13 protein-coding genes are annotated in these 24,209 nt (G+C 71.0%); all 13 read right to left on the bottom strand.

Annotated features, from left to right (window positions below; translation table 11 throughout):
• Window positions 1–238 precede the first annotated feature (238 nt).
• Window positions 239–5,113: a family 43 glycosylhydrolase gene (locus AC3RJ8_RS12870; protein ID WP_489712998.1), complete on the bottom strand. Its 4,875-nt coding sequence runs from the start codon at window positions 5,111–5,113 to the stop codon at window positions 239–241.
• A gap of 152 nt (window positions 5,114–5,265) precedes the next feature.
• The gene (locus AC3RJ8_RS12875) at window positions 5,266–10,647 is read right to left on the bottom strand and encodes an alpha-L-arabinofuranosidase C-terminal domain-containing protein (protein ID WP_489712999.1); all 5,382 of its coding nucleotides are present in this window, start codon (window positions 10,645–10,647) and stop codon (window positions 5,266–5,268) included.
• Window positions 10,648–10,867: 220 nt separating this feature from the next.
• Entirely contained in the window at window positions 10,868–11,842 is a 975-nt protein-coding gene (gene yjfF, locus AC3RJ8_RS12880) for a galactofuranose ABC transporter, permease protein YjfF (RefSeq protein WP_489713000.1), read from the bottom strand.
• Window positions 11,843–11,916: 74 nt separating this feature from the next.
• The gene (locus tag AC3RJ8_RS12885) at window positions 11,917–12,990 is read right to left on the bottom strand and encodes an ABC transporter permease (RefSeq protein WP_489713001.1); all 1,074 of its coding nucleotides are present in this window, start codon (window positions 12,988–12,990) and stop codon (window positions 11,917–11,919) included.
• Window positions 12,990–14,528 carry a sugar ABC transporter ATP-binding protein gene (locus tag AC3RJ8_RS12890; RefSeq protein WP_489713002.1) on the bottom strand — a complete coding sequence of 513 codons (1,539 nt, stop codon included), beginning with the start codon at window positions 14,526–14,528 and terminating at the stop codon, window positions 12,990–12,992. The genes AC3RJ8_RS12885 and AC3RJ8_RS12890 overlap by 1 nt, the downstream gene beginning before the upstream one ends.
• A gap of 103 nt (window positions 14,529–14,631) precedes the next feature.
• Entirely contained in the window at window positions 14,632–15,651 is a 1,020-nt protein-coding gene (locus AC3RJ8_RS12895; RefSeq protein ID WP_489713003.1) for an ABC transporter substrate-binding protein, read from the bottom strand.
• Between the two features lie 155 nt (window positions 15,652–15,806).
• Window positions 15,807–17,378 (bottom strand): sugar ABC transporter ATP-binding protein, encoded by a 1,572-nt coding sequence (locus AC3RJ8_RS12900; protein WP_489713004.1) that lies wholly within the window; start codon window positions 17,376–17,378, stop codon window positions 15,807–15,809.
• The gene (locus AC3RJ8_RS12905) at window positions 17,378–18,397 is read right to left on the bottom strand and encodes a LacI family DNA-binding transcriptional regulator (RefSeq protein ID WP_489713005.1); all 1,020 of its coding nucleotides are present in this window, start codon (window positions 18,395–18,397) and stop codon (window positions 17,378–17,380) included. Before AC3RJ8_RS12905 ends, AC3RJ8_RS12900 begins: the two co-directional genes overlap by 1 nt.
• A gap of 127 nt (window positions 18,398–18,524) precedes the next feature.
• Window positions 18,525–20,036: an L-arabinose isomerase gene (gene araA, locus AC3RJ8_RS12910; RefSeq protein ID WP_489713006.1), complete on the bottom strand. Its 1,512-nt coding sequence runs from the start codon at window positions 20,034–20,036 to the stop codon at window positions 18,525–18,527.
• Window positions 20,037–20,093: 57 nt separating this feature from the next.
• Complete coding sequence (locus tag AC3RJ8_RS12915; protein WP_489713007.1) at window positions 20,094–20,810, bottom strand: L-ribulose-5-phosphate 4-epimerase; 717 nt, start codon at window positions 20,808–20,810, stop codon at window positions 20,094–20,096.
• A 24-nt stretch (window positions 20,811–20,834) separates the two neighbouring features.
• Entirely contained in the window at window positions 20,835–22,460 is a 1,626-nt protein-coding gene (locus AC3RJ8_RS12920) for a xylulokinase (RefSeq protein ID WP_489713008.1), read from the bottom strand.
• A gap of 90 nt (window positions 22,461–22,550) precedes the next feature.
• The gene (locus AC3RJ8_RS12925) at window positions 22,551–23,582 is read right to left on the bottom strand and encodes a LacI family DNA-binding transcriptional regulator (RefSeq protein WP_489713009.1); all 1,032 of its coding nucleotides are present in this window, start codon (window positions 23,580–23,582) and stop codon (window positions 22,551–22,553) included.
• Between the two features lie 35 nt (window positions 23,583–23,617).
• Window positions 23,618–24,199 (bottom strand): GNAT family N-acetyltransferase, encoded by a 582-nt coding sequence (locus AC3RJ8_RS12930; protein WP_489713010.1) that lies wholly within the window; start codon window positions 24,197–24,199, stop codon window positions 23,618–23,620.
• Window positions 24,200–24,209: the final 10 nt, after the last annotated feature.

The following is a 24,209-nucleotide window of genomic DNA, read 5'->3' on the forward strand; positions in this document are numbered from 1 at the left end:
GCTACTGAGGCAGTCGACGGTTCTCAACCGGTCGAGCACGTCGCTCGCTGGAACGAACAGAAACGAACCTGCAGCGCGGCAGGCGTTCCCGAGGGACGCGCGAGCGCCTCCTGCCCTCCGGCAAGCACACCGCGCCGCCCATGCCGCTGTGGGTATGAGATCTCCGAAGATCTCGCCTCGAGATCCGGAGACTTCATACCCACAGCGGCACGGGCGGCGCTTCAGGGGTCAGAGCGCGTCAGCCGGTGGTCAGCTCCCACGGACCCCACGCCGAGGCGCCGGGCTCCTGGTTCCGCGTCCACCACCGCGCCTCGTACCTCTCCCCCTCGTGGGACACCACATCACCCGCCACGAAGATCCTCGACTCCGTCCACACGGCCGTCCCGTCCGAGGTCTCGGCGATCTCCTGCCACGACCCCCACGGCGACGACCCCGGCTCCTGGTCCCGCGTCCACCAGGTCGCCTCGAAGACCGCACCCTCGTGCATCACCCGGTCACCCGCGGTGTACACCACCGAGGCGTCCCACGCCGGGTGCTCCGGGGCGACCTCGACCGGTGCGACGCTGGTCAACGTCGGCACCACGGGCTGCATCAACCCGTCCTCGTCGAACGTCAACCGGTCGATCGTGGTCTCCCGGTGGGTGCCGTCGCCGCCGGGGACGGCGAACCGGTGGTAGGCGATGTACCAGTCGTCGGTCCCGTCCACGTTGAGGATCGAGCTGTGCCCGGTGCCGAGGAGTCCCTGCGAGGTGTCCTTGGACAGGATCACGCCCCGGTAGGTCCATGGACCGGTCATGCTGTCCGCCGTGGCGTACCCGACCCGGTAGTTCTCCGAGCCGGTGTCGTCGATCGAGTAGGTCAGGTGATACATGCCGTCGCGGTGGTTGACGAACAGACCCTCGCGGAAGTCCTGGAGCCCCTCGATCCGCTGCAGCGTGGACTCGTCGATCGAGACCATGTCGTCGTTCAGCTCGGCCATCACCGGGCCGTCGGCCGGCCCGCCGTTGCCCCACAGCAGCCAGCGCTTGCCGGTCTCCGGGTCCTCGAAGGCGGCCGGGTCGATCGCCTGACCGGACTTGACGTCCTCCGCGTTGGTGATCATCGCCTCCGGCTGCGCGGTGAACGGCCCCTCGGGGTCGTCGGCCACGGCCACGCCGATGGTCTTGCGGTCGTAGGTCGGGTTGTGGCCGGAGAAGTAGAAGTAGTACTTCCCGTCGCGCTCGGTGATGGTCGGAGCCCAGGCGTTGCCCGTGGCCCACGGGACGTCGCCGTCCTCGCCGTCCAGGGTGAGGAACGGCTCGTCCGACCGCTCCCAGTCCACCAGGTCGGCGGACTTCCAGACGTAGAACTCCTTCCCTCCCCAGCCGGGGTAGCCGTCCGAGGTCGCGTAGAGGTAGAACGTGTCGCCGAACTGGGCGATGTTCGGGTCCGCGTAGAGCCCCGGCAGCACGGGGCTGCGCATCTCGACCGCCCGCACGGTCCACGTGCGCTCCGCCCCCTCGGGGCCGGTCACTGTGTACACCACCGGGTCCGTGAAGTCCTGGACCGACCCGTTCGACGGCGTCACCTCCGCGGCGGCGGAGACCTCGAGCGTCGGGGCGAGGGCGGTGACGTCCGTGCCCGGCTCGACGGGCAGCGTGACGGTGCTGCCGGCGTCGTCGACGATCGCGTCCACCTTCAGCTCGTCGAGCGTCGCGCCCGTGACCCCCGTGTGGTCGACGCCGATCGAGGCGACCTCGTCCGGGTCCAGCGCCCGGTCGTAGAGCCGGAAGTCCGCGACGTCACCGGCCAGGTAGCGGTCACCGGAGTAGAGCGACCTCCCGAGGTAGTTGGCGGCGGTCCGCCCGTCACCGATGTCGGCCGGGTCGATCGTCACGCCGGCCTGCCGGGCGACCTCGACACCGTCCTCGTAGAGCACGGCCGTGTCCCCTTCGAGCGTGTACGCCAGGTGCTTCCACACGCCGCGGGCGAGGTTCGACCCCTTCGTGACGGTCTGCTCGGTGCTCCAGTTCCCGGTCGCGATCGACGTCCGGTAGGCGTTGCCGGTGCTGAACAGGTAGCCGTCACCGGCCGACCCGCTGGTGTTGCCCAGGCCGTACACGAAGTAGGGCGTCGGCTGGGCCTCGTCGATCCGTACGTCCAGCGCCACCGTGACGTCGTGCACGCCGGCCAGCACGTCGTCCGGCAGGTCCACGAAGTCGTCGGCACCGTCCAGCGCCACGCCCTGCCCGGTGAACGACGCGCCGTTCTCGAGCGTCGCGTCGCCGAACGCGCTGTCCGGCGCGGTGTTGGCCGCCGTCGTCCCCTCGGACTCGTCGAGCGGGTAGCGGACCACCAGGCCGGGGATCTCCGTCGTCACGGTGACGGGCACGTCGACGGCGAACGAGTCGTCCGCCGTCGTCGCCGTCGCCGTCGTGGCGCCCTCGGCGACGCCCGTCACGACGCCGTCCGCGCTGACCGTGGCGACCGCCTCGTCGGCGACCGACCAGGCGACCTCGCGCCCGCTGGCGTTGGCCGGTGTCACGGTCGCCGTCAGCGACCGCTCCCCGCCGACCGCGAGCTCCAGGCTCTCCGGTGTCACCGAGAGCGCCTCGACCGGTACCGGGTCGGTGGTGACCGTCACCACCGCCCGGGCCGGGAGCGAGGCACCCTGTCCCAGGGCACCAGCGACCTCGAACGTCCCCGCCTGCGCGTAGGCAGCCGGCTCGACGTCCTCCCAGGTGACCGGCGTCGTGCCCGCGGTCCCGTCGGCGAAGGTGACCGGCACCTCGTCCGGCAGCACCGGGGCGTCGCCCACCTGCACGGTCACCGCCACGTCGTCGACGGACTCGACGAACGCGTCGGGCTGGTAGGTGCGCAGCAGCCGGTCGTGCTCGGCCTGGGTGACCGGCAGCACGGTGCCGTGCCGCGGCCTGGACGGCATCTCGTAGTCGGTGGACATGACCCACTCGTCAGCCTCGAGGTCGGTGGTCTCGAACGGCACGTAGCCGCGGCCGCCGAACTCGTCGATGAACAGGTACCACTTCTCCTCGGTGTTCGACGCGAAGATGGTCGGGCCCTCACCCTGGCTGATGCCGTCCGAGACGGAGTTCGCCTTGCCGAGGCAGTCGGTGATGAACTCGTAGTCGGTCGAGCGGAGCTCTGTGGACTTCTCCGCGGTGATGAACTTCGAGCACGGGGTGGACGAGGTGTTGTTCCGCTCGTCCTTGGTGAACCGGTAGTACTCGCCGTCGTGCAGCGTGACGGTGGAGTCGATGACGGAGTAGCCCGGGTCGATCCACACCTGCGGCTCGGTGAAGGTCACGAAGTCGCGCGTGGTGGCGTACATCATCCGGTTGTAGGAGCTGCCGGTGTGGTCCGGGTCGTCCTCGGCGTAGAGCTTCGAAGCCCAGAACACCACGTACGCGCCGATGGACTCGTCGTAGAACGCCTCGGGCGCCCACGTGTTGCCGGCCGTCTCGGGCGAGACCTGCACCAGCCGCTGGTCGGTCCACGTCACCAGGTCGGTGGACTCCCACACCATGATGGACAGCGAGCCCTGCCGCTGTGCGGCGTCCCAGCCGTTGCCGTCGTAGATCCGCAGGTCGGTCGCGATCTGGTAGAACTTGTCGCCCTCCGGGGACCGGATGATGAACGGGTCGCGCAGACCTTCCTCACCGAGCTCGGACGTCAGGACCGGCTCGTTGTCGTTGAGGTCCCGGTAGTTCAGCGGGTCGTTGCCCTCGGACAGCCCGAAGTAGACCTGCTCGCCGTCGGCGTACCCCTCGCCGACGAAGTACGAGAACAGGTAGCCCTCGAAGTCCTCCTCGGCGGGCAGTGCCGGGACGCGCGCGGAGAACGTCCGCTCCGCCGTCGCCTCCCCCACGGTCACCGTCGCCGTGAGCTCCACGTCCTGCGCCGGCTCGCCGTGAGCAGGACGGCTCACCTCACCCGTGGGGGCGATGGTGTCCGACGACGATGCCCAGCTGACGCTCGCGCCGTCGTCGCCCGCGGTGGGCAGCGTGAGGTTGCCCCGGACGTCGTCGAGGTTCGTCACCTGGAGGGTCTCGGCCGCTGCCTGCGCCTTCTCGGCGTCTCCCGCGGCCGGCAGCACGGTCACGGCGAAGTCCGCCGTCGCGGTCGCGCCCCGGCTGTCGAGGGTCGCCGTGAGCGTCACGTCGGCGGCCTCGGGTGGCGCCCCGTAGGTGCCGTCGGCAGCGAGCACCGACTCGTCGGAGCTGGCCCACGTCACCGTCGAGCCGCCCGGCGCGGTGGTCGGCAGGTCGAGGTCGCCGCGCACCGCCGTCGTGTCCCCGAGATCGAGCGCCGTCGCGTCCGCGGCGAGCACCGGCGCCGCGTTCGCGACCACCAGGTCCGTGACCTCGGTGCCGTCGAGCGCACGGTCGTAGAGCCGGACGTCCTTCATCCGGCCCTCGAAGAGGCCGTCGGCGTCGTACGCGGACCGCCCGAGGAAGTTCGAGGCGGTCGACCCGCCACCGATGTCGGCCGGGGTCAGGGTGACGGTGTCGTTGCTCGCGACGACCTGGCCGTCCCGGTAGAGCGTGCCGGTGCCCTCGGTCAGCGTGTAGGCCACGTGCACCCAGGCGCCCCGGGGCAGGGCCTCGTCGGCCGTCGTGTTCTGCTCGGCGCCCCACGCGGCGTCGGAGATCGTGGCGCGATAGCTGGCGTCTCCCGTGCTGAACAGGTAGCCGTCGCCGGACTGCGGGCTGCCGACGGCGGGGTTGCCGAACGTGTAGAGGAAGTAGCTGCCGGTCAGCTCCGGCTCGATCCAGACGTCGGCGGCGACTGTCACGTCGGTGACCCCGGCGACCATGTCGTCCGGCAGGTCGACGAAGGTGTCGCCGTCGAACCCGAGGCCGAGACCGCCCCAGTCGGCGGTGCCGTCCACCGTGCCGTCCGCACCGTGGCCGGAGGCGTCGTTCGCGTCGCCGTCCAGCGGGTACCAGGCGACCAGGCCGTCCTCGCTGGGCTCGGCGGCGTGGGCCGTGGGTGCCGCGGCGACCACCGGGGCCGCCAGGGCCGCCAGGGCCGCCAGGGCCAACCCGAGCAGGCCGGCCACCGTGCGGCGGCCCCGACCGGTCCGGGCGCGTGGAGAGGGTGGACGTGAGGTCATCGATGACTCCTCATGATCGTGCCCGGCCTCGTCGCCGGTGCGGTTCGCGTCCGCCGTCGGACGCCGTTGTTAACGCTAACAGGTCCGGACGTGCGGCCCCGGACGGGTGATCAGAACCGATCACCCGTCTGGGCTGCCCAGACCGCTCATGGTCAGCCGGTGGTCAGCTCCCACGGGCCCCACGGCGAACCACCCGGCTCCTGGTTCCGCGTCCACCACCGCGCCGTGTACGTCGCGCCGTCGTGGGACACCACGTCACCCTCGACGAAGATCCTCGACTCCGTCCACACGGCCGTGCCGTCGCCCGTCGAGGCGATCTCCTGCCACGACCCCCACGGCGACGACCCCGGCTCCTGGTCCCGCGTCCACCAGGTCGCCTCGAACACGGCACCCTCGTGCATCACCCGGTCACCCGCGGTGTACACCACCGAGGCGTCCCACACCGGGTGCTCCGGCTCGCACTCCTCGTCCGAGTCGCCCTTCGTCCACGTCCACGACTCCGGGTTCATCGTCGACGACGGCTTGTCGGTCAGGACGTAGCCCTCCAGCGGAGTGGCCACCACCTTGACCCCGCCATCGTTCTTGCGGGTCTCGACGTACTCCACGCCCTCCACCACGGGCAGCGGTGCTCCCGTGACGTTCGCCGGGCCGCACTCGTCGGTCCACGTCGGACGCTCCGGCGTCACCTCGATCAGCTCCGCGGCCTCGGTGAGGCGGAGGAACGTCACCGAGTGGGCCGGGAAGTCGTACGAGAACTCGTTCGCTCCCCCGTCCCAGCTGCGGTCGACCGGGACCACAGCGGTCTTGTCGGCCTTGGTGTTGGCCGCCGACGGGTCGGCGACCATCTCGGTGACGGCGACGTCGGAGGCGACCTCGAACGCGCCGGTGACCGACACGTCGGTGCGAGCGGTCGAGGCACCGGGGTTGACGACCTTGACGATCATCTCGCCGGTGTCCTCGTCGTGGGTGACCACCTGGTAGAGCGACTTCTCCGCCGGCTCGGTGTATGTCATCTGGAGCTCACCGTCGAGGTACAGCTCGATGGTGCGCCCCTCGACGACCACCTTGACCCGGTAGTCCTGGCCGGTCGTCAGGGACTCGCCCTCCAGGGCCTTGACCTCACCGGCGCTGCCCCCGTCGGCCTTCTGCAGGACCGACCGGGTGTTGCCCCAGCCACCGAGGTTCCACCAGTAGTAGTCGTCCGCACCGCCCGCGGCGAAGCCGACGAGGAAGCCCTCGTTCCCGGAGAGCTTCCGGGCGTCGAGCTCGAGGGTGTAATTCGACCAGTCGACGTCGTAGGCACCCGTGGGCACGGACCGGGCGTCCTCGGCCGTCCCCGACTGGACGTACTCGCCGTCGGCGGCGGCCCACGACCCGGCGGCCGGCTCCCAGTTCTCGGACACCGCCGCGGCGTCGTCGAAGGAGTCGGAGAAGAGCACCTCGCCGGACTCGTTGTCCGTCACCACGACGTCGTCGTAGGCGGCCTGGGTGGCCCAGGTGGACAGGAAGACCCCGCCGTCCAGGTCCGAGGCGTCAGTGGCACCCGAGTGGGTGCTCGGGACGACCTCGTCACCGACGTTGTTCATGAACAGACGCTGGTTGTAGTAGTTCGCCGTGCCCCACGACTCGTCGTTGTCGAAGTACATCATGTTCGCCGCGGTCCACTGGACGTAGTCCTCGTTGGCGAACATCGGGGCGTAGGAGGCGAGCTCGACCAGGTCGGAGTTGCGCTCCAGCCCGGTCATGTAGGCGGCCTCGGCCAGCGCGTTGCCCCACGTGTTGCCCCGCGAGGCGTACTCACCGAGGAACACGTGCGGGCCCTCACGGTCGTAGGAGTCGTACCGCTCGGTGTTCTGCAGGAACCACGACGGCTCGTTGTAGTAGTGCTCGTCGACCATGTCGACGCCCTGCTCACGGTTGAACTCCCACAGCTCGTCGAACCGGGCACCGGTGTCGTCCGGGCCGGAGTTCGAGATGATCTCGATGTCCCACCCGTGCTCGGCCGCGGCGTCCTCGATGGCGTCGCGGAACGCCGGGAAGTTCTCCTCGAACGTCGAGGTGTTCTCCTCGTTGCCCAGGCCGATGTACGGCAGCTCGAAGGGCTCCGGGTGGCCGAGCTCGGCGCGCACGGCCCCCCACTCGGTGTCGACGTCACCCCTGGCGAACTCGACGAGGTCGACGGTGTCCTGGACCCAGCGGTCGAAGTTCTCGTCGCCGGGGTGCATCTCCGGGATGTTCGAGCCGCAGCCGTTGGCGCCCACGGACACCACGGGCAGCGGGAACGCGCCGAGGTCCTCGGCCCACTCCATGTACTCGAGGTACCCGATGCCGTACGACTGGTTGTAGCCCCAGAAGTTCCAGTTCGTCGGGCGCTCCTCGACCGGTCCGATGGTCTCCTTCCACTGGTAGGTGCGCCGACGATCCTCCCCGTCGGAGCCCAGGTACGTGTCGAAGGTCCCCACGTTGGTCACGCAGCCACCCGGGAACCGCAGGAACTCCGGGTTCAGCTCGGCGACCATCTCGGCGAGGTCCTTGCGCAGCGGGCTCTTGCCGTTGACGGGACCGACCCAGGTGTCCCGCGGGAACAGCGACACCATGTCCAGGCGCAGCGTGCCCTCGGCGCTCGAGAGCACCTGGAAGCGGGCGTCGTTCGCGTCACCGGTCACCGTCAGCGTGGTCTCGTACTGCTTCCACTCGTCCGAGCCGTCGACGGTGATCGTGCCGGTGGCGTAGGTGGTCTCGCCGCCGGCGGAGACCACCTGCACGGTCAGGTCCTGCGCCACGGGCGTGCGGGCCCAGACCGAGGCGTCGTACGACGCTCCGTCCTCGACGGCCACACCCTCGTTGTACGAGGAGTTGGCGACGCCGGTGGTGCCGTCCGAGTCCACCGTGAGATAGAAGCGGTTGGACTCGTTGAGCCACTCGGCCTCGTCCGACTCGACGGCGACGTCCCCGCCACCGACGCGCTCCCAGCCCGTGAGGCCGGTGAACGATCCGTTGTCCGCGCTGTTGAACTCGAAGGACCGGTTGCGGACCAGCTCGGCGTAGATACCGCCGTCGGCCGCGTAGTTGATGTCCTCGTAGAACGCGCCGTAGAGGTCGTCGCTCATCTCGGTGCGCTCGGCGTCCGCGTCGACGGAGATCGTGTTCTCCTCGACGGAGACCGGGACGATCAGAAGACGAGCGGCTTCGGCCGGGTCACCCAGGGCGAGCACCCCGTCCGCACCCTCGACGAGCGCCTGGTCACCGACCAGCACGGCGGTCTTGCCGCCACCGACGTCGGCGAGCCGCACGACGGCGGCCTCGTCACCCTCGGCGCCGACCGTCAGCCGGTCGCCGTCGAGCACCAGCGGCAGCCCGGCGGGCGTGGCCAGGGTGACCGGCGACGTGCCCTCCTCCCCCTCGACGGTCGTGGCCTCGAAGCTCGTGACGCCCGCGGGACGCTCGTCGACCAGGGCGAGACCGCCGTCGTCGACCAGGGAGCGGCCGCCGGACCCGGCGAGGGTGAACTCGCCCTCCGGCACGAGGTCCGCACCGTCCGGCTCCACGAGCGCGAAGTAGTCGAAGACGACCTCGTGGCTCGGGGCGCTGCCCGCGGCGAGCGCGTACAGGCCGATCTGTGTGGTGCCCGGAGCCAGCGTCGTCGTCGCGGCCTCGGTCCACCCCGTGCCGTCCCAGACGGAGACGGTGAAGTCGTCGCCGGCGCGCTCCATCCGGAGCGTCTCCCCCGTGGAGCCCTCACGGGCCAGGAACGTCGCCGCATAGGTCGCGGCGGTCTCGGTGCCGGTCTCGACGCCGACGGGGCCGGTGTCGAACACGGACGCGTGGGTCAGGCCGGCACGCACGTAGTTGTCGGCGTTCTGCCACGCCATGATGCCGGCGCCCTGGAAGTCCGCCGTCGGCGTGGCCGCCAGCGACGTCTGGGCGACGAAGTCCCCGGCGGGGACGTCGACGAGGAACATGTTCTCGTAGTTGTTGTCGCCCTGGTAGGTGTCGCCGGGCTGCGACTGCAGCGTGAGCGCACCGTCACCGAGGGACCAGGCCGAGGCCTCCTCGCGGTCGATGGTCCACCGGGAGTCCAGCTCGTCGGAGTCGAACTCGTCGACCCAGGCACCCTCGGGCAGCGGGGCGGGTGCGGCCGCCGCGACGGTGACGGTCGCGGACGCCGCGCCGTGGCCGCCGTTCGACGTCGCGGTGATCGAGACCGCGCCTTCCGCCACCGCGGTGACCACACCGTCGGCGTCGACCGTGGCGACCGACTCGTCGTCGGAGGACCACGTCACCGTCTGGTCCTCGGCCGTGAACGGGGACACGGTCGCGGTGAGGGTCGTGGTCGAGCCGGGCTCGAGCGAGAGCTCGGACCGGTCCAGCGTGACACCCTCGGTGAGGAGGTCCGGCTGGTAGGCCTCGATGATCGCGGTCTGCTCCGAGGCAGTGATCGGCAGGACCGTGCCGTGCCGCGGGTTGCTGGGCAGCTCCACCTCCGGCAGCGACGTCCAGTCGCCGGACGCCAGGTCCTGGGTCTGGAACAGCATGTACCCCTCGCCGCCGTGGTAGGACGGCTGGTCGATCATGAGGTACCAGGAGTCGTCCGTCAGCGACGGGAACATCGTGGGGCCCTCGCCGGACGTGAACTCGCCGCCCCAGGGGTTCGGCTCGCCGACGCCGATCTGCTCGCCGATGAGGTCCCAGCCGTCGCCCTCGGTGACGCCCTGGGTCAGGTGCAGGTCGTCCGAGACCTCCTGACGGACGGTCATGTCCGCCTCGTCCTTGGTCAGCCGGTAGTAGGTGCTGCCGTCGCCGTCGGTCAGCTCGGCCACCGTGGAGTCGATCATGCCGCGGCCGGTGCCGCGCTTCATGTCGATCCACACCTGCGGCTCGGAGAAGCTGCCCTCGGTGAAGTCCGGGGTGGTCGCGGACATCATCCGCTGGTAGGACGTGTTGATGTCGCGGTTCTCGGGGGCCACGTCGTCCGGGTAGAGCGCGGAGGCCCAGTACACGACGAAGGCGCCGGCGCCGTCGTCCGCGGCGGGGTCCCAGTGCGCCTCGGGCGCCCACAGGTTGCCGGCGTTCTCGGGGGCGAGCTCGATCTCACGTTGCTCGGACCAGGTGACCAGGTCCGGCGACTCCCAGACCATCATCGACCGGCTGCCGGTCTCCTGGGCGTCGCCGAAGTTCCCGCCGCCGTAGATCTGCAGGTCGGTGGCGATGAGGTAGTAGACCCCGGTCTCGGGGTGCCGGATGAGGAACGGGTCGCGCAGGCCCTCGGTGCCCAGGGTGGACTCGAGGATCGGCTCGCCGTCGTTGAGGGTGTGCCAGGCGGTCGGGTCGTCCGACTCGCTGACCGCCAGGTAGATCTTCTCGCCGTCCTCGCCCTCGCCGGCGAAGTACGGGAAGACGTAGGCGTCGTACGCGGCGTCGTCCACATCGACGGCCGTCGGGACGACGGCGGAGCCCGCCGTCGGTGCGGAGGGTGCGCCGGCTGCCGGTCCGGCCAGGGTGGCCGGTAGCGCCAGGGCCAGGGCCAACGCCACGGGCGTCGATCGTCGTACTGCTCTGTACATCGTGACTACTCCTCGCTGAGCGTGTCTCGGTACTGCCCGGACGGTGCCGGGCGGGGCGACGGTGCGTCGTCGCACGGTCGCGGGTCAGGATGTTAGCGCTCACATTTCGTGCCACGTCACCTCCGATCGATCCGGACGGAAGAGGTGGGTCCGGCCCGCCGCTGCTGCGGCGGGCCGGACCGGACGGACGCTACGTGCGCCGCAGGGTGAGGACCCGCTGCAGGACCACGAACACCAGCAGCAGCACGCCGATGACGATCTTGGTCCACCACGAGCTCAGGGTGCCCTCGAACGTGATGATGGTCTGGATCAGCCCGAGCACGAGGACGCCCAGGACGGACCCGAGGACGAACCCCGTCCCGCCCGTCAGCAGCGTGCCACCGATGACGACGGCGGCGATCGCGTCGAGCTCCATCGCCACGCCGGTCAACGAGTAGCCGGAGCGGGAGTACATCGCGAACAACAGCCCGCCCAGCCCGGCGCAGGTGCCCGAGACCACGTAGACGAGCACCTTCGTCCGCGCGACGGGCAGACCCATGAGCTTCGCAGACTGCTCGCCCCCGCCGATCGCGTAGACCGTGCGCCCGAACTGCGTGTAGTGCAGCAGGTAGAAGGCGAGGGCCACGACGACGAGCGCGATCACCACGCTGGTGGTCATCCGCCACTGCCCGCCGACCCACGTGTCCCAGCCCGCGATCGCGACGAAGGTCTCGTCCGTGATCGGGATGGACTCGGGGGCGATGACGAAGCACAGGCCGCGGGCGAAGAACATGCCCGCCAGCGTCGCGATGAACGGTTGCACGTCGAACACGTGGACCATCAGACCGATGAGGAAGCCGATGATCGACCCGATGAGGATCACCGCCGGCAGGACGACCACCGCGGGCAGGCCGGCGTCCAGCAGGTAAGCCGCGCTCACCGCGGACAGCGCCAGCACCGCGCCGACCGACAGGTCGATCCCGCCGGTGAGGATGACGAACGTCATCCCGACCGCGAGGACGATGAGGAACGAGTTGTTGATGAACAGGTTCGCCAGGACTCCGACGGACAGGAAGTTCTCGTAGCGCATCCCGCCGATCACCAGGATCAGGGCGAGCACCACGAACGTGCCGAGGACGGGCATGTACCGTCGGTCGACGTGCAGCCGTCGTGCGATCGTCTGCATCGACGAACCTTCCTTCCGTGGCCGCGGGGCGGGGGACGAGCTGTCGGCGGAGCGCTCGGGGGCGACGGCGGCCATCAGGCGGACACCTCCTCGGGACGGGCGACCCGTCGTCGGGCCCGGGCCGCGAAGGACTCCCGGATCCGCGGCGACTGCAGGAGGGTCACCGCGATGACGACGAGGGCCTTGAACAGCGGCGTGACGAGCGGCGAGATCCCCACGATCGTGACGGTCAGCGTCAGCGTCGTGATGATGAGCACCCCGACGAGCGTGCCGGACAGCGAGAACTTGCCGCCCTGCAGCGACGTCCCGCCGATGACGACGGCGAGGATCGCGTCGAGCTCGATGAACAGCCCGGCGTTGTTGGCGTCGGCGGCCATCACGTTGGACGCCAGGATGAGACCGGCGAGGCCGGAGAACAGACCGGACAGCGCGAACACGGTCCACACGATGGTGCGGGCCTTGACACCGGCGAGCCGGCTGGCCGACGGGTTGATACCGACGGACTCCACCAGCATCCCCAGCGCCGTGCGGCGGGTCAGCAGCGCCACCAGGAGGAAGACTCCCCCGGCGACCAGCGTCGCGACCGGCAGCCCGAGCCAGAAGCCGGCGCCGAGCGTCTTGAACGGCGGGCTGGTGACGGTGGTGATCTGCCCCTCGGTGATGAGCATCGCGATGCCGCGGCCGGCGGTCATGAGGATCAGCGTCGCGATGATCGGCTGGATGCCCACCACCGAGACCAGGAACCCGTTCCAGACGCCCAGCACCAGCGAGACCCCCAGCGCGATGGCGATCGCCAGGAGCACCGTCGAGACCGAACCGGGATCCGGTGAGGTCGCGATGAAGCTGAGCGACAGGGCTCCGGAGATGGCGACGACGGCGCCCACCGAGAGGTCGATGCCCCGCGTCGCGATGACGAGGGTCATGCCGAGAGCCACCAGCATCAGCGGTGCGGCGTTGCGCAGGATGTCGATCGGCGCACCGAAGAGGTGCCCGTCCAGGACGGAGACGGCCAGGAAGTCCGGACGGAAGGCCGTGTTGGCCGCGAGCAGCGCGATGAGCGCCACCACCGGCCAGAACAGGGCGTGGTGCGAGGCGCGCCGGAGCGCGCTCTCCGTGGTGCGTGGACGCACCGGGGTGGTCGTGGGCATCAGTGCTTCCCTCCGCTGGCGATGAGGTCGACGACGTCGTCCACGCCGACACCCTCGGTGTTGACCACCTCGGCGACCTTCTCACGGTCACGCATGACGGCGATCCGGTGGCTGAGCCGCAGGACCTCCTCGAGCTCGGCCGAGATGAACAGGACGCCCATGCCCTGCCCCGCCAGCTCGGCGACGAGCTTCTGGATCTCCGCCTTGGCCCCGACGTCGATGCCACGGGTGGGCTCGTCCAGGATGAGCAGCTCCGGCGCGGTGGCGAGCCACCGTGCCAGCAGCACCTTCTGCTGGTTGCCGCCGGACAGGTTGCGCAGCAGGGCGTCCGGGTTCGCCGGTCGGATGTTCAATGCCTCGACGTACTTGGCGACGATCTCGTCCACCTGGCGGCCGGGCAGACGTCGCATCCAGCCACGACCGGCCTGCAGGCCCAGGACGATGTTCTCGCGCACGGTCAGGTCACCGACGACGCCCTCGGCCTTGCGGTCCTCGGACGAGAAGGCGATGCCGTGCGAGATGGCGGCCCGCGGGGTCCCCAGCCGGGCCGCCCGCCCCTTGACCTGGGTCGAGCCGGCGTCGGCCCGGTCGGCACCGGCCAGCAGGCGGGCGACCTCCGTGCGGCCGGAGCCGAGGAGCCCGGCGAGGCCGACGACCTCGCCGGCGTAGACGTCCAGGTCGAACGGCTGCACGCTGCCCTTGCGCCCGAGGCCCACGGCCTGCAGGAACGGGTCGGAGCCCCGCTCGATCTCCACGGTCCGGTCGGCCGTGACGTGGAGGTCCTCGAGGACCTCCATCGAGCGCCCGATCATGGTGGAGACCAGCTCGACACGGTCGGTCTCGGCGGTCCGGTACTCCCCGATGAACTGGCCGTTGCGCAGCACGGTCATCCGGTCGGAGATCTCGTAGACCTGGTCGATGAAGTGGGAGACGAACAGGATCGCCACCCCCTCGTCGCGCAACCGCCGGACGACGGCGAACAGCTGCGCCACCTCGTCGGCGTCCAGGCTCGACGTCGGCTCGTCGAGGATGAGCACCTTCGCCTCGACCACCATCGCACGGCTGATCGCCACGAGCTGCTGCACCGCGATCGAGTGCGCGCCGAGCGAGGACGCCGGGTCGATGTCGAGCCCCATGGTGGCGAGGTGCCGCGCGGCCGCGCGCCGGGTGGCACGCCAGTCGATGGCGCCCAGTCGCCGGGGCTCGTTGCCCAGCATGATGTTCTCCGCGACGGTGAGGTTCTCGCAGAGGTTGACCTCCTGGTACACCGTCGCGATGCCGGCGTCCTGGGCCTCCCCCGGTCCGGAGAAGTGCTGCAGGTCGCCGTCGACCCGGATCTGGCCGGCGTCGATCGCGTAGACGCCTGTGAGCGCCTTGATGAGGGTGGACTTCCCGGCGCCGTTCTCGCCCATGAGGGCGTGCACCTCCCCGGGAAAGAGCCTGAAGTCGACCTGGTCGAGCGCCTTGACGCCGGGGAACTCGATGGAGATCCCGGACATCTCGACGACCGGTCGCTCCGCGGGATCGGGGCTCGTCATCGTTGACCTTCCGTGGGACGCGGCGGGGTGCGATCGCACCCCGCCGCGGGTTCGAAGGACGACCACCCGGCGGGTCCGTGGCACGGGCCCGCCGGGCGACCGATCAGTACTGGCGGTCGGGCAGGGCCTCGGCGGCCGCCTCCTGGTCGAAGGCCAGGTCCTCGACCACGATGCGCTTCTCGACCTCCTCGCCGGCGACGACCTTCTGGGCGATCTCCGCGAGGTCCGGTCCGAGCAGCGGGTTGCACTCGACGATGTAGTTGATCTTGCCGTCGGCGAGCGCCTGCATGCCGTCCTTGACGGCGTCGATCGTGATGATCTTGATGTCCTCGCCGGGGACCATGCCGGCAGCCTCGATCGCCTCGATCGCGCCCAGGCCCATGTCGTCGTTGTGGGCGAAGACGAGGTCGATGTCGTCGTACTTCTGCAGGAAGCCCTCCATCACCTGCTTGCCCTCGGTGCGGGTGAAGTTGCCCGTCTGGGAGTCGATGACCTCGATGTCGCTGCCCTCGATCGCGGCGGCGAAGCCTTCCTTGCGGTCGATCGCCGGAGCCGAGCCGGTGGTGCCCTGCAGCTCGACCATCTTGTAGCCCTCGCCGTCGTACTGCTCGACGGCCCACTCGCCGGCCATCTCGCCCTCGAGGACGAAGTCGGAGCCGATGAACGACTCGTAGAGGCTGTCGTCCGCCGAGTCGACGGCGCGGTCGGTGAGGATCACCGGGATGTCGGCCGCCTGGGCCTCCTGCAGGACCGGGTCCCAGCCGCTCTCGACGACCGGGGAGAAGGCAATGACGTCGACGCCCTGGGAGATGTAGGAGCGGATCGCCTGGATCTGGTTCTCCTGCTTCTGCTGGGCGTCGGAGAAGCTGAGGTCGAAGCCGTTCTCCGCGGTCAGGGTGTCCTGGATGGACTTGGTGTTCGCTGCGCGCCAGCCGGACTCCGCGCCGACCTGGGAGAAGCCGATCGAGATGACGCCGTCACCCTCGGCCATCTCCTCCTCGCCGCTCGCGGTCTCCTCGCCCGAGCTGGACGGTGCCTGCTCGCTGCTGCAGGCGGCCAGTGTCAGCATCGCCGCCGCCGAGACGGCCGCCACCGTGCCGCGCATCCACATCTTGCGTGTCATGTCTGTTCTCCTCCTCGAGACGCCAGGCCACCGGTGCTCCCGGTCCGCGGGTCAGCTCCGACCCTTGGCTTGTGACCGCTAACATAGCGCAAATGTGACCGGTCACAAAGAGGGTGGGACCACCCCGCGCATCACGATCCCGTAACAGCGTCCGATCAGTCGGTGTCGGCCCCGCCGGGTTCGTCCAGCTCGGCCGCGATCATCTCGACGATGGTGTCCACCGTGACCCCGGGGCCGTTGCTCAGCTCGCCGATCTTCTCCCGGTCCTTGAGGACGACGATGCGGTCGCTCAGGCGGACCACCTCCTCCAGCTGGGACGAGATGAAGACGACCGCCACCCCCTCGCCGGCCAGCCTGGCGACCCGGCGCTGGATGTCGAGCTTGGCGCCGATGTCGATGCCGCGGGTCGGCTCGTCGAGGATCAGCACGTGCGGCCGCGTCGCCAGCAGGCGGGCCAGCATGACCTTCTGCTGGGTGCCGCCCGACAGCTGGCCGGCCGGCCGGTCGAGGTCCTCGTGCGACAGGCGCAGGGCGTCCAGGTAGGTGTCGACCACCGCGTCCTGCTCGGCCCGGGACAAGGGCCGTGTCCAGCCGCGGAGCGCCTGGAGGGCCAGCACGATGTTCTCGCGCACGGTCAGGCCCGCCACGATGCCCTCGTGGCGCAGGTTCTCGCTCGACACCGCGATCCGGTGCCGCAGCGCGTCGGCCGGGCCACGCAGCTGCACCCGCTCGCCGTCCAGCCAGAGCTCGCCCCGGTCGGCGCGCTCGACCCCGCTCATCAGGCGGGCGAGCTCGGTGCGACCCGAGCCGCGCAGACCGGCGAACCCCACCACCTCCCCCCGGGCGAGGTCGACGTCCGTCGGTTCGAGCGTCCCGCGGCGTCCGATGGAGGCCGCGCGCAACGTCACCCGGTTCGACTCCGCGTAGTGGTGCGAGAGCCGCTCGGAGTGCAGCGCCTGCAGGGCGTCGATGTCCTCGCCGATCGTCTTCGAGATGACCTCGGCCCGCTCCACCAGCTCCGTGCGGTACTCCGCGACGACGCGACCGCCGCGCAGCACCGTCATCCGGTCGCTCACCTCGAACACCTGCTCCAGGAAGTGCGAGACGAACAGCACGGCGACACCCTGGTCACGCAGGCGGCGGACGACCCCGAGCAGCCGGGCCGCCTCCGCCTCGTCCAGGCTCGACGTGGGCTCGTCGAGGACGAGCACCCGCGGCTCCAGGACGATCGCACGGGCGACGGCCACGAGCTGCTTGGTCGCCGGCGACAACGCCTCCAGCGGTGTGCGCGGGTCGACGTCGTCGATCCCCAGCGTGGCGAGCGCGGCCGAGGCGCGGTCCCGGTTCCGCGCCCACCTGATGCCGAAGCGCCCTCGCACCTCGTGGCCGATCATGACGTTCTCCGCGACGGACAGGTGCGGGCTCAGGTGCGACTCCTGGAAGACGGTCGCGATCCCCTCCGCCCGGCTGCGGGCGACGCTCGTCGGCGTGCGGGGCACGCCGTCGACGAGCACCTCGCCCGACAGGAGCGGCACCGTTCCCGTCAGCACGCCGATGAGGGTGGACTTGCCCGCACCGTTCTCCCCCATGAGCGCGTGCACCTCGCCGGGACGCAGGGTCAGGTCCGCCCCGTCGAGGACCCGCACGCCGGCGTACTCCACGGTGATCCCGTGCATCTCGACCACCGGTGCCGGCACCTGTGCCACCGGGACCTCCCGCGCGGCCATCAGTCGGCCTTCCGTGGTGGCGCGCTCGACGCGCGGGCGACGATCTCCGCCGGGATGCGCGTGGCGTCCGGGATGTCGCGACCCTCGATCGCCGCCCGCAGGACGTCGACGACCGCGACCCCGAGCGCGTCGAAGTTCTGCCGCACGGTGGTCAGCGGCGGGATGACGTGGCGCGCCAGCGGGATGTCGTCGAATCCGACGACGCTGATGTCCTCGGGCACCGAGAACCCTCGCTCGTGCAGCCCGTGGACGAGCCCCACCGCCATGTCGTCGTTCGCGACGAAGACCGCCGAGTACTCCGGGAGCTCGCGGATCCCGCGTGCGAAGTCGTAGGCGAAGTCCGCCGTCCAGTCGCCGACGACGATCGGGCGCTCCCGCAGGCCCCACGACTTCGCCCGGGCACGGAAGGCTCGTTCGCGCGTCCTGGCGTCGAGCCAGTCGAGCGGGCCCGCCAGGTGCAGGATGTCGCGGTGTCCCAGCGAGACCAGGTGGTCGACGGCGAGCGCCGTGCCCGCCTGCTGGTCGACGGTCACCGTGAGGAACGTCGGGTCCTTCTCGGGTTTGACCACGAGCACGGGGACGCCGACGGCGATGCGTCGCAGCGCCGCGATCGACGAGGAGCGGGGCGCGACGACGCACAGCGCCTCGACACCCAGCGCGATCAGGTGGTCCACGGCCTCCTGGGGCGTGATCTCCTCGCCGGCGCGCAGGAGCATCGAGCTGACCTCGTACCCCGACGCCCGGGCGGCGGACTCGACGGCGTACAACGTGCTGGTGGGACCGAACGTCAGGGCGCTCTCGACGAGGACGCCGATGCGGCGGCTGCGCTGCGTGGCGAGGGCGCGGGCCGTCATGCTCGGGCGGTAGCCGAGCTCCTCGATGGCCTCCTCGACGCGGCGCCGGGTCGCCTCCCGGATGTTCGGGTGGTCGTTGAGCACCCGCGACACGGTCATGTGGGACACACCGGCGAGTTGCGCGACCTGCCGGATGTTCGGCTTGTCGACACCGGGACTCGCCATCAAGACCCTCCATCGTGTTCCGCCAGCCCGCCGACGTGCGGCGCGGCGACCACAGACTACCGCCGCCCCGAGCTGTCAGACCCTCAGGGGTGCATACCCCCACCAGGGCCTGACAGCTCGGGAGCGGTCAGAGGCCCTGCGCGACCCGGTAGTAGACCTGGTTCCAGCGCACCTGGTCGGCGAACCCGCGCCGCGTGGTGGACTCGTCGATCACCAGCAGCTCGGTCCGGGCGATCTGGGCGAACACCTCGAAGGCCTCGATGCCGGCGGCGGTGGACATCACCGTGTGGTGGGCGCCGCCCGCGGTCAGCCAGGCCTCGGCCGACGTCGGGAAGTCCGGCCGCGGCTTCCACACCGCACGCGCCACCGGCAGGTTCGGCAGCTCCGCCGTCGGCGGCACCACGTCGACCACGTTCGCCGTGAGGCGGAAGCGGTCGCGCATGTCGGCCAGCGACACGACGACGGCGCCCTCGACGCTGTCCGCGTCGAAGACCATCCGCACCGGGTCCTCCTTGCCGCCGATGCCGAGCGGGTGGATCTCGATCCGCGGCGTCGACGTGGTCAGCGACGGGCAGATCTCGAGCATGTGGGCCCCGAGGATCAGCTCGTCGCCCGGCGTGAGGTCGTAGGTGTAGTCCTCCATGAGGGAGGCACCGCCGGGCAGCCCCTCGCCCATGACCTTCGCGGCCCGGACCAGCACGGCCGTCTTCCAGTCGCCCTCGGCGCCGAACCCGTAGCCCTTGGCCATGAGCCGCTGCACCGCGAGGCCGGGGAGCTGGCGCAGGGCGCCGAGGTCCTCGAAGTTCGTGGTGAACGCCTTGGCGCCGCGCTCGGTGAGGAACGCCTCCATGGCGATCTCCTGGCGCGCCGCGTAGCGCAGCGACTCGTGGCGCTCGCCACCGGCACGCAGCTCGGGCACGACGTCGTAGGACTGCTCGTACTCGGCGACCAGCGCGTCCACCGCCTGGTCCGCGACGGCGTCGACCGCCGCGACCAGGTCGTTGACGCCCCAGGTGTTCACGGAGACGCCGAACTGCAGCTCGGCCTCGGTCTTGTCGCCCTCGGTGACGGCGACGTTGCGCATGTTGTCGCCGAACCGGACCAGCGAGAGCTCGTGGGTCGCGGCCCAGCCGGCGGCGCCGCGCACCCAGGTGCCGACCCGGCGCTGCACGGCCGGGTTCGACACGTGCCCCACCACCGTGGTCCGTGCGACGCCGAGACGGGACAGCATGTACCCGTACTCCCGGTCGCCGTGCGCGGCCTGGTTGAGGTTCATGAAGTCCATGTCGATGTCCGCCCACGGCAGCTCGACGTTCGCCTGCGTGTGCAGGTGCAGCAGCGGCTTGCGCAGCGCGTCGAGCCCGGCGATCCACATCTTCGCGGGGCTGAACGTGTGCATCCAGGTGACGACGCCGAGAACGTTGTCGTCGCTGTTCGCGTCGAGCATCGCGCGGCGGATCGAGCCGGAGTCCTTCAGGACCGGCTTCCAGACCACCTTCGCGGGGACGTCGCCGGAGGCGTCGAGCGCCTCGGCGACCTCGCGGGACTGCTGGGCGACCTGCTCCAGCGTCTCCGGGCCGTACAGGTCCTGGCTGCCGGTGAGGAACCAGACCTCGCGGTCACCGTAGGGCTTGCTCATGTTCTTCCTTCCGAGAGATGGTCGGGCCGGCCGCACCGCGGGCGGTGCCGGGACGCGTCAGTGCTGGCCGTAGACGTTCTGGTAGCGGTCGTACAGGGAGTCGATGTGCTCCTGGGCGATCGGCAGCGGCTCGCCGAGCTGGCGCGAGACGTGCACGGCGCGGGCGACCTCCTCGCACAGCACGGCGGCCTTGACCGCGGCTTTCGCGTCCGTGCCGATGGTGAACGGGCCGTGGTTCTGCATCAGGACCGCGCGCGAACGGGACCCACGCAACGTCTCGACGATGCCCCGGCCGATCGAGTCGTCGCCGATGATGGCGAACGGCCCCACGGGGACCGGCCCGCCGAACTCGTCGGCCATCATCGTCAGCACGCAGGGGATCTCCTCCCCGCGGGCGGCCCACGCCGTCGCGTACGTGGAGTGGGTGTGCACCACGCCGCCCACCTCGGGCATGTGGGCGTAGACGTAGGCGTGCGCGGCGGTGTCCGACGACGGCGCGCGGTCGCCCTCGACGAGGTTGCCGTCCAGGTCGCACACCACCATGGCGTCGGCCGTGATGTCGTCGTACGACAGCCCCGAGGGCTTGATGACGAGCAGGTCGCCGTCGGTCCCGGCGGCCTGGTCGTCGGCCACCCGCTCGGAGACGTTGCCCGCGGTCCACACCACGAGCTCCCAGCGGGGCAGCTCGGCGTGCAGCGCGGCAACCTTCTCCTTGGCGGCGTCGACGGCGGTGCGCAGGTGCGCGGGCACCGCGGTGATCGGCGTTCTCGGCATCGTGATGCTCCGTTCAGGCTGTTGCTAGAGGGCTTCGGTCGCGGCGCGCTCGACCACGAGGCCGGCGCTGTACCGCTGCAGGTAGGTCGCGAACCCGGCCACGTCCTCGGCCTCGGGTGCGGCGACGTCGAGCGCGGCGTCGGCGAAGACGCGCTCGGCCAGGTAGGTGTCGAGCGCGGGGGCGGTGCCGTCGGCACCGTCCGCGTCGACGGCGGCCGCGTAGGCGGCGAGCACCGCGATGCCCCAGGCGCCGCCCTCGCCGGCGGTCCGGCCGACGGCGACGGGGGCGTCGACGGCGGCGGCCAAGAGGCGTTGGGCGACCCCGGCCGTCCGGAACACGCCCCCGTGGGCGAACATCGTGTCGATCGCGACGCCCTCGCCGTGCAGGACGCGCATGCCCAGGGCGAGCGTGCCGAAGGCGCCGTAGATCTGCGTGCGCATGAAGTTCGCGAGCGTGAGCCGGCTGTCCGGCGTGCGCACGACCAGCGGCCGACCCTCGTCGAGCCCGGTGATGGGCTCGCCGGCGAGGTAGTTGTAGGCGAGCAGCCCGCCGCCGTCGGGCGCGCCGTCGAGCGCGGCACGGAAGAGTGCGCCGAAGACGTCGTCCGCGGCGGCGTCGTGCCCCAGCGCGGCGGCGAACTCGCCGAACAGGCCCGCCCAGGCGTCGAGCTCGCTGGCTCCGTTGTTGCAGTGCACCATCGCGACCAGGTCGCCCGCCGGGGTGGTCACGAGGTCGAGCTCGTGGTGCACGCTGGTCAGCGGCTCCTCCAGCACGACCATCGCGAAGATCGACGTGCCGGCGCTGATGTTGCCGGTGCGGGGCGCCACCGCGTTCGTGGCGACCATGCCGGTCCCGGCGTCACCCTCGGGCGGGCAGAGCAGGATCCCGGGCTCGAGGGCACCGGTCGGGTCGAGCAGGGCGGCACCCTCGGCGGTCAGGCGACCGGCGTCGCTGCCGGCCGTCAGCACCTCGGGGAGCAGACCCTCGACCTGGAGCCCGGGTCGCTTCGCGGCGACGAGGTGCCGGAACTGGCCGAGCATGCGCTCGTCGTAGTCCCGCGTGGCGGGGTCGACGGGGAACATGCCGGAGGCGTCACCGACGCCCAGCACGTGCCGACCGGTCAGGGCCCGGTGCACGTACCCGGCCAGGGTGGTGAACGAGGCGATCTGGGGCACGTGCGGCTCGTCGTCGATGATCGCCTGGTACAGGTGCGCGATCGACCAGCGCAGCGGGATGTTGTACCCGAACAGCTCGGAGAGCTCGGCGGCGGCCGGCCCGGTGCTGGTGTTGCGCCAAGTGCGGAACGGCACGAGCAGCTGGTCCGCGGCGTCGAAGGCCAGGTAGCCGTGCATCATCGCGGACACGCCGAGCCCGGCGTAGGTGGTGGGCCGGACGCCGTAGCGCGCCTCGACGTCGGCCACGAGCGCGGCGTACGCACCCTGCAGCCCGGCGTGGACGGCGTCGAGCGAGTAGGTCCAGACACCGTCGACGAGCTCGTTCTCCCAGGCGTGGGACCCGCCGGCGACCGGCGTGTGGTCCGGGCCGACGAGGCTGGCCTTGATGTTGGTCGAGCCGAGCTCGATACCGAGCGTCGTGCGCCCGGCGGTGATGGCGTCGCGCACCTCGGCCACCCGGTCATGCTGCGTCATCGGGGAGTCCACTCCTTGGGGGGGTCGGATCGATTGATGTTAGCGCTCACATGGGGCGGATCTCAACCCGCTCCCCGCGCGAGCCGGTGGTCAGGCACGACGCGGCGGGCCGGTGGACGAGCGGACCACCAGCTCCGGCTCGATCCGCTCCACCGCGACGGTCTCGCCGGCCAAGGAGGCGAGCACCATCGCCACGCAGTGGGCACCGAGCGTGGCGAACGGCTGGCGGACCGTCGTCAGCGGCGGCACGAAGTACGCGGCCCCGGCGACGTCGTCGAACCCGACCACCGAGACGTCGTCGGGCACGCTCAGCCCGCGCTCCCACAGCGCCCGCAGGATGCCGAGCGCCAGCTGGTCGTTGCCCGCCAGCACCGCCGTCGGACCCTCCCCCGCCACGACCGCCTCGGCGAGGTCGCGCCCTGCCCGGTAGCCGTCCTCGGCCGACCAGGAGCACGTGCGCGGGCGGGTGGGCACCACCCCCCGGGCTTCCAGCGCCGCCCGCCAGCCCGCCGCCCGCTCGCGCGCGTCGAACCAGTCCTGCGGACCGGCGACGTGCAGCACGTCCGCGTGCCCCAGGTCGAGCAGGTGCTCCGTCGCCACCCGGGCGCCGGCGCGCTGGTCCACGGCGACCGACATGGTCCCCGACGGCTCGTCGCCCGGGGTGAGCCCCGCCGTCGGGCGCTCGTCCAGCGCCGCCACCACCACGACGGGCACCGGGGCGCGGAAGGACTCGACGGCCGCCGCCACGTCGTCGTGCGGCGCGATGACGACGATCCCGTCCACGCCCTGCGCCATGAAGTGCTCGAGCGCCTCGTGCATCGAGGTCGTGTCGTAGGTGCGCAACGTCGCCACCGAGACGAAGTAGCCCTTGTCCCGCGCCGCCTCCTCGACGGCGATGAGCGTGCTCGTCGGGCCGAACAGCGCCGAGCCCGTGGTCACCACGCCCAGCGTCGCCGACCGCGACGTCGCGAGCGCCCGGGCCGCGCTGTTGCGCCGGTAGCCGAGCTGCTCGATCGCCTCCTGGACGCGCTCCCGCGTCTCGCCACGGACGCTGGCGTGGCCGTTGAGCACCCGGGACACCGTCTGGTGCGACACCCCGGCCACGGCCGCGACGTCCGCCATCGACGGCCGTCCCGTGCGACGTGCGCCCGGGACGCTCACGACCCGTCGGCGGGTGACTCCGCCGGCCCCCCGGCGGCGTTCCGCGCGTCGACCGCGTGCAGCACCCGGCGCAGGTAGGTCATGGTGAGCTGTCCCGCTGCCTCGTCGTACTGGGCCTCGTAGCCGTGCTTGGTGTACAGCGCGAGGTTCTGCTTGGAGTCCTTGCCCGTGAACGCCCAGATCTCCGTCACCTGCTCGGGCAGGTAGTCGAGGATCGCGAACATGAGCGTGGTGCCCAGTCCGCGCCCCTGCTGGTCGGGCGCGACGGCCAGCCGTCCCAGGGTCGCCTTCGAGCCGTCGACCTCGACCCGGATCGAGCCGACCAGCCGGTGACCCTCCCACGCGCCGACCGTGACGATGTCGTGACGGGCCATGTCCTCGCGCAGCTCGGGCAGCGTCTGCGTCAGCGGAGGGATGTTCGGGTCGTCGTACAGCTGGGCCTCCGAGACGAACGCCGCACGGCGCAGCGTCAACAGCTCGCCGGCGTGGTCGTCGGTGACCAGGGCGATCCGGGTGGGCTCATCGGGCGCGGTGCCGCCGCTCGCTGTGTCGTCGGGGACGCCGGTCGTGTCGCTCATGGCCCCATCG

This window comes from Isoptericola sp. MSGPD8_1_ISO-PGPR-S23-394 (genome assembly GCF_058072785.1).